The sequence below is a fragment of the Streptomyces europaeiscabiei genome (assembly GCF_001550375.1).
GTDB classification, from domain to species: domain Bacteria; phylum Actinomycetota; class Actinomycetes; order Streptomycetales; family Streptomycetaceae; genus Streptomyces; species Streptomyces europaeiscabiei.
On sequence record NZ_LRTR01000808.1, the window covers coordinates 1 to 17,331 of the forward strand.

A 17,331-nucleotide genomic window follows, 5' to 3' on the forward strand; every position below is an offset into this window, starting at 1 on the left:
CGCGGCCCGCACCCACCGGATCATCCGGATCTGCGAACGCCAGGGCGTCCCGGTCCTCGCCGACCGTGCCTACATGGGAGCTGGCCCGTGGGTGACAACGCCCCTCAGGCGCCCGCCGGGCCGTGACCTCACGCCAACCCAGCAGACCGTCAACCGAGCGCTATCCGCGGCACGGGCACCGGTCGAGCGCGGCGTCGCACGGCTCAAGTCGTGGCGGATCTTCCGCAGGGCACGATGCAGCCCAAATCGAATGTCGTCAGTCTCCGCCGCCGTCCTCACCCTGGAGCGGCAGCGCTGAAAAGGCATTAGGAATCACTGGGTCTTCAGGTGCCCGTTGAGTTGCAAGGGCAGCTGCAGCTGCCTCGTCGCATGGGTTGATCTTTCAGAGTTGTCGCGGTGAATTCTGGTTGCCCGGGGCTGGGCAGGCAGCGATGATCCTCCTCATGCTCGATGCTGCGTCTGCGGGTCCCGCACTACGGCCGTATCCCAAGATCTCTGCAAGGGGAGGGCTTGGCGTGTCCGGAGTCCGGGAGTGGGTCGCGGTGGAAAAAGTGCATGGAGCGCACTTTGCGGTGGTGTGTGACGGCACGGGGGTTCGTCCGGCGAAGCGGCGTGAGCTGTTGGGCGATGATGCGCTGGATGGTTTCTTCGGCGTGAGCAGAATTTGGCCGGTGCTGTCGGTGGCGGCGGCCCGTTTCGCTTCCGCACTGCACAGTTCGTGGGGCGACGCTGCGATGGTGACGATCTACGGTGAGCTGGCCGGTGGAAGCTATCCGCACCCGGATGTTCCCGCCATCGCCGGGGCCGAGCCAGTGCAGACGGGCGTGTGGTACGCGCCGGGCCTGCAGTGGCTGCCATTCGACGCCTCAGTCGAGACGGCCGAAGGACGCTGCTGGATCTCTGACCGTGCTCTGCGTGACGCCGCAGCCGCTGCAGGGCTCGTCTGTCCTCCAGCTCTGGGGAACGGCGCGCTGAACAAGCTCCAGGAGCTGCCGTGTACCTTCCCCACAAGGGTCCCAGCTCTTTTTGAGCTGCCCGAGTTGGCAGACAATCTTGGCGAAGGCTACGTCCTCAAGCCAGCCGACGAATGGCCGGAGACGAAGGCTGCGTGCTCAGGCATACGTCCTGTTGTCAAGGTGAAGCAAAAGTCCTTCGCCGAGGACGAGCGGTTCGACGGCGCACGTCCCTATCTGCCGCCGCCGCAGGGAGCGGCCGGGGTTCCCGCCTGGCTCCTGGCCCAGGCCTCGGCACTCCTCACCCCCGCTCGCGCGGCCGCCGTGGTCAGCAAGCTGGGCCCCCGCACTCCGGTGGATGCTGTGGCGGAGGAGATCACACGGGATGTTTCGGAGGAGCTCGCCGAAGCGCTGGGAGGCCTGGAAGACACACTCCTACGCCCGCTGGAGCGAGCGCTTCTGCCTGGGGCGCGGTCCTTGGCGGTGTTCGATGCCAAGGACCGCCACCGTTCCCGGACAGGCAGACAAGGCACACGGTGACGGCAGCAAGCAGTCGCCTCGGTAATGCGCGATGAGCAAAGAGCATCAGCCTGGTGGGTTGGCGCTGGCCTTGGCCCACACCGGGCACACTCGCGACGTTCGCCTACGCCCACATCAAGGGCTGGGAGGCCGTCGTCCCGATGCTCGCCTGGGCCGGGGGTCTCGGCGCGGCCGTGGCCATCGGAGCCATCGCCGGACTGCTGCCCGCTCTACGGGCGGCCCGGATGCAGCCCACGGAGGCGCTTCGGACGGTCTGACCGAGCTGCCCGGCGCCGCGGAATCCCCCGCCGCGGTGCCGGGCTCTCGGCTGTCCGGGAGCGGGGGGCGGTCGACAGTACGTCGCGGCTGCGCCGGGTGAACACGGCCGCCCGCGCGGCACCGTGCGCAGGGCCAGGTCTGTGGACCCCCTTCCTGCTTGTGCCGGCAGCCTCCTGCTTCTCGGTCGGCATGGTGCACACAGCCGCTCCGAAACCCCGTTCAGATGTCCAAGTGCGGATTTCTGTCTGGCCGTTGGCTCCTCGAAACTGAGGCGGACCGGTGATGGGGGAGGGGTCATGCTGATCAGTAGTAGCGCGACGGATGGAACCATTCGGCAGGTGCTTGTCGGCCTTGCCGTGGTGGTGCCCGCGGCGTTGTTGTGCGGCCGGATCGCCCAGCGGTTGCGGCAGCCGGCGGTGCTGGGGGAGATAGCCGCGGGACTGATGCTGGGACCGAGCCTGCTGGGTCTGCTCCCCGGAAATCCGACCGCGGTCCTGTTCCCGACCGAGGCCCGGCCTTTTCTGCAGATGCTGGCCCAACTGGGCCTCGTTCTCTTCATGTTCCAGGTGGGCTATCACCTGGACTTCGCTGATCTGCGCGGCCAGGGACGCCACGTAGTGGCGGTCTCGCTCAGCTCCGTTGCCCTGCCGTTCGCGCTGGGCGCGGGTCTGGCCCTCGTGCTCGCGCCCTGGACCTTCTCGGAGCAGGAGCGGACCGGGCTGGTCGGCCCGGCGCTGTTCCTCGGGGCGGCCATGTCCATCACAGCCTTTCCGGTGCTGGCCCGCATCCTCTCCGACCACGGTCTGTCCCGGGAGCGCATCGGACAGGTGGCGCTCGCCAGCGCTGCCCTGCAGGACTTGCTGGCGTGGGCCATGCTCGCCGTCGTGGTCGTGGTGGTGAATGCCACCGGCTCCTGGCCGCTGGCCCGGATGGCCATGCTGTCCGCCCTCTTCGTCCTCTGCATGATGTACGTGATCCGGCCCGGCCTGCGCTGGCTGCTGGCGCCCGAACGGTCCTGGAACCGGGACAGCACGCTGGTCTACGGGGCGGTCTTCAGCGGACTGCTGCTGTCCGCCTGGGCCACCGACGCGATGGGGCTGCACACGGTGTTCGGCGCCTTCGTCTTCGGAGCCGTCGTACCGCGTCGGCACATCGACGCGTACGCCCCGGATGTGCCGACGCGGCTGGAGCAGTCGAGCCTGTTGCTGCTGCCGGTGTTCTTCGTCGTCACCGGGCTGTCCGTCGACTTCCGTGGCCTCGGCGGACAGGGCTTGGTCATGCTGCTGGCCGTGCTCGTCGTGGCCTGCGCGGGCAAGTTCCTCGGCGCTGCGGGCGCCGCCCGACTCACTGGGGCCACCGCCCGGCAGTCCGTCACGCTGGGCGTGCTGCTGAACGCGCGCGGGCTCACCGAGCTCGTCCTGCTCAACGTGGGCCTGGGCCTGGGCGTCATCGACGGCCGGCTCTTCACCGCGATGGTGGCCATGGCCGTCATCACCACGATGATGGCCGGCCCGCTGGTGCAACGTCTGTGGCTGGCGCCCAGGTCGCGCACCGTCGACCGCGGAGGCGAGCTCGGCGGCGACGCCGCACCCTCAGCGGAAGATGCCGATGTGGCCAAGTGAGTACCACCCGGCTGGAGTTCGCGACGAGATCCTCAGGGCCGGACACCAGGACGGTCAGGAGACGGCGGGCCCGTTCGTCGTGATGGGCCGACCACGCCGACACGGCGCCGACAACCGCCCCGCTGGGACCACCACCCCAGCGGGGCGACTGGGCGTGGAGCCGACACGGTTCGTGAACTTGGGGTCGTCGGTCCATACGTACGCCGCTTTTTCGACCGGGTCGAAGCCGAGGTTGATGCCGTCGTTGACGGTGAGGGCGTCCTCGTTCGTATGGGTGGTGTCGGTGTTCGAGGTGGCAACGATGGCCTTGACCGTGGTGTCGGCGATGCGGATCTCCGCCTTGTCGCTGCTGGGAATCTCAGCCGTGGCCATGCCGGATTCGTCTCCGTACCGCTGGCCGGCAATCTCGGTGAAGCATTCGTCGGTGGCCTCCCCGTAGCCGAGGACGGCTGCATCGAGGTCACCGTCGGATGTTTTCCAATGGATGGAGAAGCGGCCGTAGGGCCAGGTGCTCGGGTCGTTCTTGAGGTGATATGCAAGGGTGGAGCAGGCTGCCATATCCCCGGCCCTGCGGAACACGTCCTGGTAGTTCTCGGCCAACTGTGGGACTGGCCCACCGGTCACCATCACCGTCTCTGCTCGCTGGTTGAACGTGATCGTGAGTTTCATGAAGTCCATGTCTTTGGTCGCCGGCATGCGGCATCCGGGTCTGCTGCGAGCAGGGGTATGAGGCATGGCCCCTGCACTCGGGCGGACAGCTGGACCTCTCGGCGAAAGCGGGCCCGGAACTCCGGGGCCTCGGCCTGCACGGGGTGAATCACCTTCACCGCGACACGGAGGCCGACTGGATAGAGACCGGCGTGAACGGTGCCCATGCCGCCCGAGCCGAGACGGCCAATGATCCGGTACGGGCCGACCTGCTTCGGGTCACCAGGGCGGGCAGGCTGTACCCGCGCCTCCACGCGAGCGATGCTCACAGTGGGAGAGCTCGCAGCCTCGTTGTCGCGAGGACGCTTCACGGAGTGGCTTCGCGGCGGAGCTATGGCCAGCGGGTGGGAGCCAGTTGGGGACCACGCGGTACCTGTCGTCCCGACGGTGCTCGACGAAGGGCCCCACAGGCGAGGGCGGTTTCTAGGGGCCCTTTTGGCATGGGCAGGTTCACTCGGTCACCCACGTGAGTCCGTCCTCCGAGGCCATCAGGCCGCCGGGGAGCAGCGGGGTCTCCTTCTCCAGCGGGCCACCGAAGACACCCCGTTCCTGAAGGATCGTGCCCTCCTGGAAGACCTGGCGGATCGAGGCGGACTCGAAGAGCGGATTGCGCAGGCCGTCGGAGTCCGGGAGCCGGCCGACCGCGTGGTCGAGTTCCGAGGCGGTGGCTGTCAGCCGGGTGCCCGCCTGTCCGGGACCGGCGAGGGACGTGTCGCCGGAGGCCAGTCCGCCCACCAGTTCGACGAACGCCTCCATTTCCGTCGCGTCGACGTGGGTGACCTTGCGGGCCTTCCAGAAGTACGACCGTTCGTCCTGGTGCATGTCGTAGAAGGAGACCAGGAACTCGTGGAACAGGCCGTATTCGTGCCGGTAGCGTGCCTCGAACTCGTCGAAGAGGCGGTCCTCGTCGAGGGTTCCGGCCAGACCGCTGTTGATGGAGCGGGCCGCGAGCAGGGCCCCGTACGTGGCGAGGTGCACTCCGGAGGACAGCACAGGGTCGACGAAGCACGCCGCGTCGCCGACCAGCACCATGCCGGGCCGCCACAGCTGTGACTTCCAGTACGACCAGTCCTTGCGGACCCGCACCTGGTCGTACGGCGCCTCCGTGGCCTGCGCCACCCCGTCCAGGAGGCCCCGGACCTCCGGGCAGGAGTCGATCAGCCCGCGCCAGGCCGTCACCGGGTCCCGCTGGATCGCGGCGGCGTTGTCCCGGCCGACCACCGCTCCGACGCTGGTGAGGTCGTCGCGGAGCGGGATGTACCAGAGCCAGCCCTCGTCGAAGGCGGCGCAGAAGATGTTGCCGTCGTTGGGATTCGGGAGCCGCTTGCCGCCGGCGAAGTAGCCGAACACCGCGATGTTCCGGAAGAAGTCGGAGTACGTCCGCCTGCCGCCGACCTCGCCGTGGATCCGGCTGCCGTTGCCGGACGCGTCCACGACGTAACGGGCCCGGGCCTCGCGGGTCTCCCCGGCGGGGCCCGTCCAGCCGACGCCCCTGACGCGCTCCTCGTCGCCGAGCACGCCCTTGACCCGGCAGCCCTCCCGAACGTCGACGCCGACCCGGCGGGCGTTGTCCAGCAGGATCGCGTCGAACCGGGACCGCTCGACCTGGTAGGCGAAGGAGGTCGGGTCGGCCAGCCGGGGGGACAGGGCGAAGGAGAACTGCCACGGGTCCGGGTTCCGGCCCCAGCGGAAGGTCCCGCCGCGCTTCGTCTTGAAGCCGGCCCGCGCGACCTCCTCCTCGACGCCCAGGATGCGGCACACCCCGTGAACGGTGGAGGGGAGCAGCGACTCGCCGATCTGGTACCGGGGAAACGTCTGCTGCTCCAGCAGGAGGACGCGGTGACCCCGCAATGCGACGGCCGTGGCGGCGGTCGACCCGGCCGGGCCGCCACCCACGACGATCACGTCGAACTCCTCGGTCTCCACTGTCTTCCCTGTCTCGTGGTCGGGGTTCACCGCTCTCCTTCTGCTTCTGTGTTCGGCGCCGACGCGGCGCCCGCACGGCCGAGGGAATCGATCCAGGTGCGGACGGCCGCCGCCGTGGTGGGCGTGTGTTCCCGCATGAACGAGAAGTGGTCGCCGGGGACGTCGACCCGGGTGTGCGGCAGCGGCCAGGAGGTGCGCCACTCGTCCGGGGCCGCGCCCGCCGCCATCGCGGGCGTCGGCCGGGTGGCCCGGACCAGCAGGGTGGGGGTGGCGACCGGCTCCGGCTCCCAGTCCAGGAACATCCGGGTGTACGCGCCCAGCGCGGCCACCCCGGTGTCCTCGTCCCCCGTGAACTGGTTTCCGCCCAGGCGCGGCGCGATCACGGCGGGCAGGGACAGCAGCCAGTCCTTGTCGCTGTTGCCGTCGTTGATGAGGTACGTGTCGAGCAGCACCTGTCCGACGGGCGGGTTCCCCATGGCTTCGAGCCGCCGGGTCACCGCATGGGCGACCGCGCCTCCGGTGCTCATGCCGACGATCACGAAGGGCCGGTCGCCGACGTGCTGTCGCACCGTCTCCGCGTGTGTCCGGGCGAGCGTGTCCCGGTCGGCCGGCACGGCACGGCCCGCCCCGATGCCGGGGTGCGGGAGTTCGAGGACGTCCAGTTCGCCCTGGAAGTGGGCGTGGAATCCGGCGAATTCACCACCGGGGGCGGCGAAGGGCGGGTGGAAGCCGTTGACGAAGACGAGTACTGGCCCGGCTTGGGAACCGTCGGCGCGCCGCAGCGGGGCCAGGGCGTGCTCCCGGTCGGCGTCCGGGCCGAAGGTCGGCAGCGCCCAGGAAGCCGTGACCAGCATGTGCATCGCCGCGACCACCTGCCCGGCCTCGCAGACCCGCCGGTAGAGCGAGGAGAGCGTCTGCGCGGGCCGGTCCTGCGCGGGAGCGCGCCCCGGCTCCGGTGCGACGTCGGGCAGGCCGTCCAGCAGACCGAGTACGTGGCGGGCCAGCCCCTGGGCCGTCGGGTGCTCGAACACCACGGCGGCGGACAGCCTCAGCCGCAGGGCCATGCTCAGCCGGTTGCGGACCTGGACCGCCATCAGGGAGTCGAAGCCCAGCTCGGCGAAGGACTTGCCGGCCGGCAGCGCGTCAGCGTCCGGGTAGCCGAGGACCGTGGCCACGTCGGCACGCATCAACTCCGCGAGGGCGTCCTCCCGTCGGTCGGCGGGCAGCCCGGCCAGCACCTTGCGCCAGGCACCCGGCTCCCAAAGCTGCTCCGCACCGGGCGAGGAGCCGTCACCGGCGCCCTCCCCGGTCCCGGCGGCCAGCCTGCGGGGAGGCACGAGTCCGCGCAGCGGCGGCGGCAGGAGCCCCTGGGCGGACCTGAGTGCCCCCCGGTCCAGCAGTACCGGCGCCAGCACGGGTTCGCCCGCGCGCAGCGCCGCGTCGAACAGGGCCAGGCCCTGCTCCACGGAGAGCGCTCGGAGCACCTCACCGGCCGACCGGTGCGGGACCACCCCCGCGTCCTCATCAGCAGCACCGGCCATGCCGGCCCCGTGGTCCCACGGTCCCCAGGCCAAGGACACGGCGGGCAGCCCCAGTTGGGAACGGTGCCGGGCCAGGGCGTCCAGGAAGGCGTTCGCCGCCGCGTAGTTGCCCTGGCCGACGCGGCCCAGCAGGCCGGACACCGAGGAGAACAGGACGAACGCCGACAGGTCCAGGTCCCGGGTCAGCTCGTGCAGATGCCAGGCCGCGTCCACCTTCGGCCGCAGCACGGCCGCCATCCGCCCGGGTGTCAGTGCGGCGATGACACCGTCGTCCAGCACCCCTGCCGCATGCACCACGGCGACCAGCGCGGGCGAGCACTCCTTGATCACCTCGGCCAGCGCGGCGCGGTCGGCCGCGTCACAGGCCACGATCCGTACCTCGGCGCCCAACTCCTCCAGCATGACGCGCAGTTCCCCGGCATTCGGCGCCTGGGGCCCCTGCCGACCGGTGAGCAGCAGATGCCGTACGCCATGGGCGGTCACGAGATGGCGGGCGACCTCCGCGCCGAGCGCGCCGGTACCGCCGGTGATCAGGACCGTGCCGTCCGGCCCGAAACTGCCGCCCTCGGTGGAGACTTCACCGGCGGCGACCAGACGCGGCACCGCCAAGTGCCCGTTGCGTACGGAGAGCTGGCCCTCGTCGCCGACCGCCGCAGCGGGGAGCAGCCGCAGTGATTCCGGCCGCCCGTCCACATCGACGAGAACGACACGTCCGGGCAGCTCCGTCTGTGCGGCACGCACCAGCCCCCACACGGCGGCCCCGGCCGGATCCGGATCGGGTGCGGTCGCGTTCCGCGTCAGCACGACCAGACGGGAGCCCGCCGTCGATGGGTCGTCCTGCCAGTCCTGGAGGGTACGCAGCACCCTGCCGGTCAGCCGGTGTACGGCGGGGAGCGGATCGGCATCCGCCCCCTGGCCGCCGTCGACGGCCGTGACGACGACGGTGTCCGGTTCGGGGGCGTCGGTTCCCACGAGGTCGGGGAGTGCCCCGCGCAGGTCCAGCTCGTCCGGGCCGACCAGCGCCCAGCGTCCGCCGGTCACGGGTCGCCGCTCGCCCTCCGGCTCCTCGACGCCGGTCCACTCGGGGCGCAGCAGGGCCCGGCGCACGGCGTCGGCCGTGGACTCGACCGTCTCGGCGAGGAGTTCACGCGTGGTCATGGAGTCCACGTGAGCCACCGGGCGTCCCGACGGGTCGGCCAGGGTGACCGTGACCGAGTCCGTCCCGCTCGGGGCGATCCGTACGCGTACCTCCGACGCACCCGTCGCGTACAGACGTACGCCGTTCCACGCGAACGGCACCCGGACCGTGCCGGAGCCGGGAGCCGAGCCCGTGAGCATCGGGGCGTGCAGGGCCGCGTCCAGCAGCGCCGGATGGATCCCGAACCGGTCGGCGTGTTCCGACTCCGCCTCGGGCAGGCGGACGTCCGCGAACATCTCGTCGCCGCGTCGCCAGACCGCCCGCACGCCCCGGAACGCCGGGCCGTAGGAGAGGCCGGCCTCCGCGAGGCTGTCGTACGCGTCGGCGAGGTCGACCTCGGTCGCGTCCCGCGGCGGCCACACCGCCGGTTCCGCCTCCGGCCGGGTGGTTTCCGTGGCGCAGAGGAGGCCTGTGGCGTGCCGGGTCCAGTCGGGCTCGGAGTCGTCCGTGGCGGGCCGGGCGTGGATGTCGACCGGGCGCCGGCCGGAGTCGTCCGCCGGGCCCACGACGACCTGGACGTGAACGCCCGTGGCCGCGGGCAGGATCAGCGGGGCCAGGACCACGAGTTCGTCGAGCGTGCCGAAGCCGACCTCGTCACCCGCCCGTACGGCCAGCTCCACGAACCCCGTCGCGGGGACCAGGACCCGTCCGCCGATCACATGGTCGGCGAGCCACGGGTGAGCGGTGCTGGAGAGCAGGCCGGAGAACACCGTCCGGCCGGTGTCCGGCACGGTGAACGCCGGTCCCAGCAGCGGGTGTTCGTGCGGGTCCGGGGCGGCGAGGGGAGCGCTCGGCGCGGCCAGCCAGTACCGCTGCCGTTGGAAGGCGTACGTCGGCAGATCCTCCAGGTGCCGTGCACCGCTGCCCGTGAACACGGCGGGCCACTCGACGGGCGTTCCGCGCACATGGAGGCGGGCCACGGCGGCCAGCAGGCTCTTCGGTTCGGGATCGCCACCACGGGTGGCGGCGGCGCACAAGGGGGCGGGGCCCTCGCCGTCCGGGCCGGTCAGACAGTCCTCGGCGGCGGCGGTGAGCGCCGCCCCCGGGCCGATCTCCAGGAACGCCGACACCCCGTTGTCCCCGAGCCATCGCACGGAGTCGGCGAAACGCACCGGCAGACGGGCGTGCCGCACCCAGTATTCCGGCGAACACAGTTCCCCGGCCTCGGCCGGGCGGCCCGACACGGCCGAGACGACCGGGATCCGCGGCGGCCGGAACGTCAGCCCCTCGGCGACCCGGCGGAAGTCGTCGAGCATCGGTTCCACGAGTGGGGAGTGGAAGGCGTGAGCGACCCGCAGCCGAACGGTCCTTCGACCTCGCGCCTCGAATTTGGCCGCCACGGCCAGCACCGCGTCCTCCGCCCCCGAAATCACCACCGCACGAGGTCCGTTGACCGAGGCGATCGCCACCCGGCCGTCGAACGCGGGGAGTTCGGCGAGGACCTCCTCCTCCGTCGCGTGCAGCGCCACCATCGCCCCGCCGCCCGGCAGGGCGTGCATCAACCGACCCCGGGCCGCGACGAGTTCCGCCGCGTCGGCCAGGTCCAGCACTCCGGCGACATGGGCGGCCGCCAGTTCCCCCACGGAGTGCCCGGCCAGGAAGTCGGGGCGTACTCCCCAGGACTCCAACAGCCGGAACAGCGCCACCTCGAAGGCGAACAGACCGGCCTGGGTGAAGTCCGTACGGTCGAGCAGGGCGGCCTCCGGCGTGCCCGGCTCCGCGGACAGCACCACGTCGAGAGGGTGCTCCAGGCGGCCGTCCAGTGCCCGGCAGACCCTCTCGAACGCCGAGCCGAAAGCGGGGAAGGCGTCGCGCAACTCCGCACCCATACGGCCACGTTGAGAGCCCTGACCGGTGAACAGGAAGGCCGTACGGACGCCGGGATCGGCGACGCCACGATCCGCTCCCCTCCCGTCGGCGAGCGCATCGAGGGCGGTCAGCATCCGCGCCCGGTCGTCGGCCGGAACCATCGCCCGGTGGGTGAGCGGGGACCTCGGCACGGCCAGGGAGACACCGACGTCGGTGGGCGACAGGTGGGGCCGGGACGCCAGGTGGGCGGCGAGACGTCGGGCCTGGGAGCGCAGGGCGGCCTCGTCGGCGCCGGACAGCAGCCAGGGCACCGGGACCTGGGTGGGGCTCGGTCCGGTGTCGGGTTGCTGAGGGGCCTCCTCCAGGATCACGTGGGCGTTGGTCCCGCTGATGCCGAACGCGGACACCCCGGCCCGGCGTGGCCTGGAGCCCGTCACCGGCCAGGGGCGGGACTCGGCCAGCAGTTCCACCCGGCCTGCCGACCAGTCGACGTGCGGGCTGGGTTCCTCCGCGTACAGCGAGCGCGGGAGCTGCTCGTGGCGCATGGCCTGCACCATCTTGATGACCCCGGCGACACCGGCGGCGGCCTGGGTGTGCCCCAGGTTGGACTTGACCGAGCCAAGCCACAGCGGCGGCCGGTCCCCGGCCCGCCCCTGTCCGTAGGCGGCCAGCAGGGCGCTTGCCTCGACGGGGTCACCCAGCGTGGTGCCCGTACCGTGCGCCTCCACCACGTCCACGTCGCCGGCGCCGAGCCCGGCGTCGGTCAAAGCCCTTGTGATCAGGCGCTGTTGGGCCTGGCCGTTCGGTGCCGTCAGGCCGTTGGACGCGCCGTCGGAGTTGACGGCGGAGCCGCGCAGCACGGCCAGGACGGGGTGGCCGCCCCGGCGGGCGTCGGACAACCGCTCCAGCAGCACAAGCCCCGCGCCCTCGCCCCAGGCGGTGCCGTCCGCCGAGGCCGAGAACGACTTGCAGCGGCCATCGGGCGACAGAGCGCGATGTCGGCTGAAAGCCGCGAACGCCTTGGGAGTCGCCATCACGGTGACACCCCCGGCCAGGGCCAGGGAACACTCGCCGGAGCGCAGCGCCCGCGCCGCCCAGTGCAGGGCCACCAGCGAGGACGAGCACGCGGTGTCGAGCGTGATCGACGGCCCGCGCAGGCCGTACACGTACGAGATCCGGCCGGAGGCCACGCTGCCCGCCGAGCCCAGGGCCAGATGGGCCTCCAGCTCGTGCCTGTCCAGGCGCGTGGAGTAGTCGCCGTGCATCACGCCGACGAACACACCCGTGTCGCTCTCGCGCAGCGCCGCCTGGGAGATGCCCGCCCGCTCCCACACCTCCCACGAGGTCTCCAGCAGCAGCCGCTGCTGCGGGTCCATGGCCAGTGCCTCCCGCGGCGAGATCCCGAACAGGCCCGCGTCGAACTCGGCGGCCCGGTGCAGGAATCCGCCGCTGCGGGTGTACGACGTGCCGACCCGGTCCGGGTCCGGGTCGTACAGGGCGGCCAGGTCCCAGCCCCGGTCGGTGGGGAAGCCCGAGACCGCGTCCCGGCCCTCCGCCACCAGGTCCCACAGATCCTCGGGGGAGTACACGTCCCCGGGGTAACGGCAGCCCATGGCGACGATCACCACAGGGTCGTCCGCCTCCGTCGCGGAGCCGAGGTGCGGCACAGGTACGGGCGCCGGGGTGAAGAGGATGTCGTGCACGTGCCGGGTCAGGGCGTCCGGCGTGGGATGGTCGAAGACCAGCGTCGACGGGAGCCGCAGCCCGGTCGTCTCGCCGAGCCGCTCGATCAGCGTGACGGCTCCCTCGGACGTCAGCCCGAGATCGGTGAACGGGCGGTCGGCGTCGAGCCGTTCACGCGGACCGTCGGTGTCGAGCCGTTCGTGCGGACCGTCGGCGTCGAGCCGTTCGTGCGGACCGTCGGCGTCGGGCCGTTCGTCTGATCCGTCGGCGTCGAGTCCTTCGTACGATCCGTCGCCGCACACCGCGGACATCTGCGCGAGTACCGCCTCGCGCAGGACGCGTTCCCTCCCCTCCGGCGGGAGAGCGAACAGGCGTCGGCGCAGGGCACCGTCGGTCGCCGTCGGGGAGGCGGGGCGGACCTCGGGTACCGGTCGGGCCAGGTCCGGCAGGACCGCGTGGCGGGTGATCTTGCCGGACGCCGTACGCGGGACGGCCGCGATCTCGTGGATCTCGACGGGCAGCTTGTACGCGGCCAGCCGCTCCCGGCACGCGGCCAGTAACCGCCGAGGGTCGAACCCGTCCGGTCCCGGAACGACGTACGCCACCGGGACCTCGCCGAGGACGTCGTGCGGCCTGCCCACCACCACCGCGTCCCGCACGCCGGGACAGTGCAGCAGGGCCTGCTCGATCTCGGTGGGGTGGATGTTCTCCCCGCCCCGGATGATCAGCTCGCTGACCCGGCCGGTGAGGGTGAGATGCCCGTGCGCGACGCGTCGCCCCAGGTCACCGGTGCGGTACCAGCCGTCCCGCAGCGCGGAAACCGTCGCCTCGGGCCGGCGGTGATAGCCGGTCATCAGACTCGGCCCACGCGCCCATATCTCGCCCTCGTCGCCGTCCGCGACATCGTTGCCGGAGCCCGGATCGACCAGCCGTACGTCCATCCCCGGGACCGGCGGCCCACAGGACCCGTCGACCATCGGCCCGTCCGGCCGGTTCACCGCGATCATCCCGCAGGTCTCGGTACTGCCGTACGCGTCGAGCAGCGGCGCCCCCAGCAGGTCCTCCACCGCCCGTCGCAGGGCCGGCGCGCTCGGGGCGCCCGCCACGACACACGTCCGCAGAGCGGGTACGGGCGAGGTGCCCTCGGCCGCCGACGCCACCAGCTGGTGGTACACGGCGGGCACCCCGGCCAGGACGGTGTAGGAGCCGCCCAGGGATGCGCGAGGCGTGCGCAGCTCCCTCAACAGGCCGCCGGGAGGAAGCAGTTCGCCAGTGATCCGTGCGCTCGCGCCGACCGCGGTGACCCCCAGGATCGCCAGCGAGTGCCCGAAGCTGTGGAACAGCGGGAGCGGCCAGAGCAGCCGGTCCTCGGGGGAGAGCCCGAAGATCGGCGTGTAGCAGGCCGCAACCGACCACAGGGCCGCACGCTGCGTGGACAGCACGCCCTTGGGCCGATGGGTGGTGCCGGAGGTGTAGAGCATCCAGGCCGGCTCGTCGAGCCCGAGATCGTCGCGGGGCGCGACGGCGGGCTCCGCCTCGGCCGCCTCCTCGAAGAGGACCGTGCCGTCGGGGGCGTCCGATGGCACCGGATCCGTGCCGGTGAGCAGGACGCGCGTACGGTCGTGCAGGCCCCCCGCGCGGTTCAGGCGGGCCAGGTGCGCGCGGTCGGTGACGACGACCGAGGCCCCGCTGTCCTCCAGGAAATGGGCCAGTTCGGCGTCCGAGGACCGGGGGTTGAGGGGCACGCCGACCGCGCCCGCCCGGACACCGGCGAGGACGCTCTCCACCATCTCCACACGGTTGCCCAGCAGGATCGCGACCCGGTCCCCGCGCCGCACACCCGCCCCCGCGAGATACGCGGCCAGCCGACCGGTGCGCTGCTCCAACTCCGCGTAGGTGACGTCCCGTTCGTCGTCGGCGTACGCCACCCGCGACGGTGACCTCTCGGCGTGCGCCCTCAACAGCTCGGGCAGCGGCCGGATCAGCTCGTCGCGCGTCATGTACCCGCCCCTCCGGCACGTGGCGCAGCACGGCCCGTTGTCAACACCCTTGCAGAGCAACGGTATTGATCGTAGAGGCAGGTCGGCCGGTGATCGAATGTGTCGACGACCGGCAGCGCGTCGCACCTGTCCGATCTATCTTGTCTGTCCGCAGTGCAGCGCAGCGCGGCGCGGAGTCGGCCGCCGCCGTTCAGGTCCGCGCGTCGGCGCAGCACCCGTCGCTCCTGGCCGGCGAGCTCCATCTCGTACTGCTTGCCCCGCGCGCTCTCGAAGGGCGGTGGAGGATCATCATCAGCCGGCCGTCGAACGTGTGGATGAGCATGCCGTGACCGCTGTCCCCGCGGAACAGCGGCCGGTGCTGCTGCCACGGCCCCTCGATGCCGCCCGACTTCGAGGTGGCGTAGGTCTGTACGTAACAAGCCGCTGATCGTCCCGTCCTTGCCGGCCACGTTCTTCTCGTACGTCGAAGCCGTGGGGGTGCGGGGGAACTGGGGGTCGTCGGTGATGTAGGGCGCGAGCTGGTTCGGTACGCCGGCGGGGATCTCCTCGGTGATCCAGGACGCGTCCGAGGCCGTGAAGAGGAGGACCGGGTCTCCGATCGTGCGGGACAGGTCCGGGGCCAGGCGGATCGCTTCCATCGTTCCGTCGATGGTCTGCGGCCACTCGTGTGCGCACACCATCCACGGCTGCCCGGACGGGTCGACGTAGAACGTCCCGTCGAGGGTCATGAGGTTCGCGGGCGGGGTGGGGCATGCGGGGTCGACAGCCGTGAACGGGCCCAGCAGCGATGAGGTCACGGCCGTGATCGTGCCGCGCATGTAGGACGCGACCTGGAACGGTGTGCCCCACTGGTTGGGCGGAGGCAAGAGCGCGAAACGAAAGAAGGCTGCAGCCAAGGCCGCGAGGCCGGTGCCGATCCCTCCCGTACTCGTCCGTATGTTGCGTGATCGCATACGAATCTTTGGCGTCGCACCCGACGGACGTCTGTTCGGCAACGCTGCGGGGAACTACATCGATGCCTCGGCGTACGGCATCGCATGGGCGCGAGCGCGGGAGGCCACTCTCACCCTTGACGAGCACGCCCTTGAGCTGGCGAAGCGCCCCCTGACACCTGACCTGCGCCACGCGGGCATCTCGTTCTGGCTGTCGTCCGGAGTCGACCCGGCGGAGTGCGCACGCCGCGCAGGGCAGGGCATCCGGGTTATCTTCCGCTGCTACGCCAGGATCCTGGCCGAAACGCGGAACCATGCCAACCGGTTGATCGAGGAGTCCGTGCAGTGGTGGGCTGCGCCGATGGGCGACACGGATGGCCCCTGAGTTGGACTGGCCCGGATATGCCCCGGAACTGCTGGTCGGAACTGGGATACGGGCGGGGGACATCAGGAGTAAGGGTGCATTTCGGCTCGCCACCTAGTTGTGACTCCTGAAGGGCGCCTGACGGGTATTTCCCTGGTCAGGCGCCCTTCCTTATGTCGTTAGAAGAAGCCCAGCTTCTTCGGCGAGTACGACACCAGGAGGTTCTTCGTCTGCTGATAGTGGTCCAGCATCATCTTGTGGTTCTCGCGGCCGATACCCGAACCCTTGTAGCCGCCGAACGCGGCGTGGGCCGGGTAGGCGTGGTAGCAGTTGGTCCAGACGCGGCCCGCCTGGATCGAACGGCCCGCGCGGTAGGCGGTGTTGGTGTCCCGCGTCCAGACGCCGGCCCCCAGACCGTACAACGTGTCGTTGGCGATCTTGATGGCGTCGTCGAAGTCGTTGAACGAGGTCACGGAGACGACCGGCCCGAAGATCTCCTCCTGGAAGATCCGCATCCGGTTGTCGCCCTCGAAGATCGTCGGCTGGACGTAGTACCCGCCCTTCAACTCGCCGTCGTGCTCGATGCGTTCACCTCCGGTGAGGATCTTCGCGCCCTCCTGGCGGCCGATGTCCAGGTAGGAAAGGATCTTCTCCAACTGGTCGTTGGAGGCCTGGGCGCCGATCATGGTGTCGGTGTCCAGCGGGTGCCCCGTCCTGATCTGCTCGGTGCGGGCGACGGCCGCCTCCAGGAACTCGGCGTAGTTGCCGCGCTGCACCAGCGCCCGCGACGGGCACGTGCACACCTCGCCCTGGTTGAGCGCGAACATCGTGAAGCCTTCCAGGGCCTTGTCACGGAAGTCGTCGTTCGCCGACCAAACGTCGTCGAAGAAGATGTTCGGCGACTTCCCGCCGAGTTCGAGTGTCACCGGCGTGATGTTCTCCGAGGCGTACTGCATGATCAGGCGCCCGGTCGTCGTCTCGCCCGTGAACGCCACCTTCGCCACCCGCGAACTCGACGCCAGCGGCTTGCCTGCCTCCACCCCGAACCCGTTGACGATGTTCAGCACACCCGGCGGCAGCAGATCCGCCACCAGACTCAGCCAGACATGGATGGACGCCGGGGTCTGCTCGGCCGGCTTGAGCACGACCGCGTTGCCCGCCGCCAGCGCGGGTGCCAGCTTCCAGGTCGCCATGAGGATCGGGAAGTTCCACGGGATGATCTGGGCGACCACCCCCAGCGGCTCGTGGAAGTGGTACGCCACCGTGTCGTCGTCGAGCTCCGCCAGCGAACCCTCCTGTGCGCGGATCGCCCCCGCGAAGTACCGGAAGTGGTCGATGGCGAGCGGGATGTCGGCGGCCAGGGTCTCCCGCACCGGCTTGCCGTTCTCCCAGCTCTCCGCGACCGCCAACTGCTCCAGATCCGCCTCCATCCGGTCGGCGATCTTCCGCAGAACGTCCGAACGCTCCGTCACGGACGTACGCCCCCAGGCGGGCGCGGCCGCGTGCGCCGCGTCCAACGCGCGCTCCACGTCCTCGCTCGTCCCCCGCGCGATCTCCGTGAACGGCAGCCCGTTCACCGGACTCGGGTTCTCGAAGTACTGCCCCCGAGCCGGCGGCACGTACTCACCGCCGATGAAATGGTCGTAACGCGCCTCGAAGGAGACGACCGCGCCGTCCGTACCGGGCGTTGCGAAACGGGTCATGAATACCTGCCTCCCGGGAAGCGCCACCCGCCGTTGGGCGGCTCTCGCGGAGAGGCTAGAAACCCGAATGTTGCAACGACGTTGCGCCCCCGCC

General features: G+C 70.9%; 9 protein-coding genes and 1 pseudogene. 5 read left to right on the forward strand and 5 right to left on the reverse strand.

Annotated features, from left to right (window positions below; genetic code table 11):
• From AWZ10_RS49170 to AWZ10_RS40115, 4 genes are all read left to right on the forward strand, one after another.
• On the forward strand, positions 1-298 hold a 298-nt coding region (locus AWZ10_RS49170; protein ID WP_167366037.1), incomplete at its 5' end, for a transposase family protein.
• Positions 299-515: 217 nt separating this feature from the next.
• The gene (locus AWZ10_RS40105) at positions 516-1,493 is read left to right on the forward strand and encodes an RNA ligase family protein (protein WP_159058534.1); all 978 of its coding nucleotides are present in this window, start codon (positions 516-518) and stop codon (positions 1,491-1,493) included.
• Positions 1,494-1,546: 53 nt separating this feature from the next.
• The gene (locus tag AWZ10_RS53200; RefSeq protein WP_060893525.1) at positions 1,547-1,750 is read left to right on the forward strand and encodes a hypothetical protein; all 204 of its coding nucleotides are present in this window, start codon (positions 1,547-1,549) and stop codon (positions 1,748-1,750) included.
• Between the two features lie 339 nt (positions 1,751-2,089).
• The gene (locus tag AWZ10_RS40115; RefSeq protein ID WP_244172710.1) at positions 2,090-3,373 is read left to right on the forward strand and encodes a cation:proton antiporter; all 1,284 of its coding nucleotides are present in this window, start codon (positions 2,090-2,092) and stop codon (positions 3,371-3,373) included.
• 54 nt (positions 3,374-3,427) lie between these two features.
• Here AWZ10_RS40115 and AWZ10_RS40120 read toward each other — a convergent pair whose 3' ends face one another.
• The 4 genes and pseudogenes from AWZ10_RS40120 to AWZ10_RS40135 form a co-directional block, all read right to left on the reverse strand.
• Complete coding sequence (locus AWZ10_RS40120) at positions 3,428-4,069, reverse strand: hypothetical protein (RefSeq protein ID WP_060893527.1); 642 nt, start codon at positions 4,067-4,069, stop codon at positions 3,428-3,430.
• A 462-nt stretch (positions 4,070-4,531) separates the two neighbouring features.
• Entirely contained in the window at positions 4,532-6,037 is a 1,506-nt protein-coding gene (locus AWZ10_RS40125; RefSeq protein ID WP_060893528.1) for a tryptophan 7-halogenase, read from the reverse strand.
• Positions 6,034-14,238 (reverse strand): type I polyketide synthase, encoded by an 8,205-nt coding sequence (locus tag AWZ10_RS40130; RefSeq protein ID WP_060893529.1) that lies wholly within the window; start codon positions 14,236-14,238, stop codon positions 6,034-6,036. The genes AWZ10_RS40125 and AWZ10_RS40130 overlap by 4 nt, the downstream gene beginning before the upstream one ends.
• A 179-nt stretch (positions 14,239-14,417) precedes the next feature.
• A pseudogene (locus AWZ10_RS40135) lies at positions 14,418-15,104 on the reverse strand (glycoside hydrolase family protein); the annotation flags it as partial.
• Positions 15,105-15,174: 70 nt separating this feature from the next.
• On the opposite strand from AWZ10_RS40135, the gene AWZ10_RS40140 reads away from it, so the two are divergent.
• A complete protein-coding gene (locus tag AWZ10_RS40140; RefSeq protein ID WP_244172711.1) occupies positions 15,175-15,555 on the forward strand; it encodes a site-specific integrase in 381 nt (126 codons plus the stop codon).
• Positions 15,556-15,713: 158 nt separating this feature from the next.
• Here the strand turns inward: AWZ10_RS40140 and exaC are convergent, their stop codons facing one another.
• On the reverse strand, positions 15,714-17,237 hold the full coding sequence (gene exaC / locus AWZ10_RS40145) for an acetaldehyde dehydrogenase ExaC (protein WP_060893530.1): 1,524 nt from the start codon (positions 17,235-17,237) through the stop codon (positions 15,714-15,716).
• Positions 17,238-17,331: the final 94 nt, after the last annotated feature.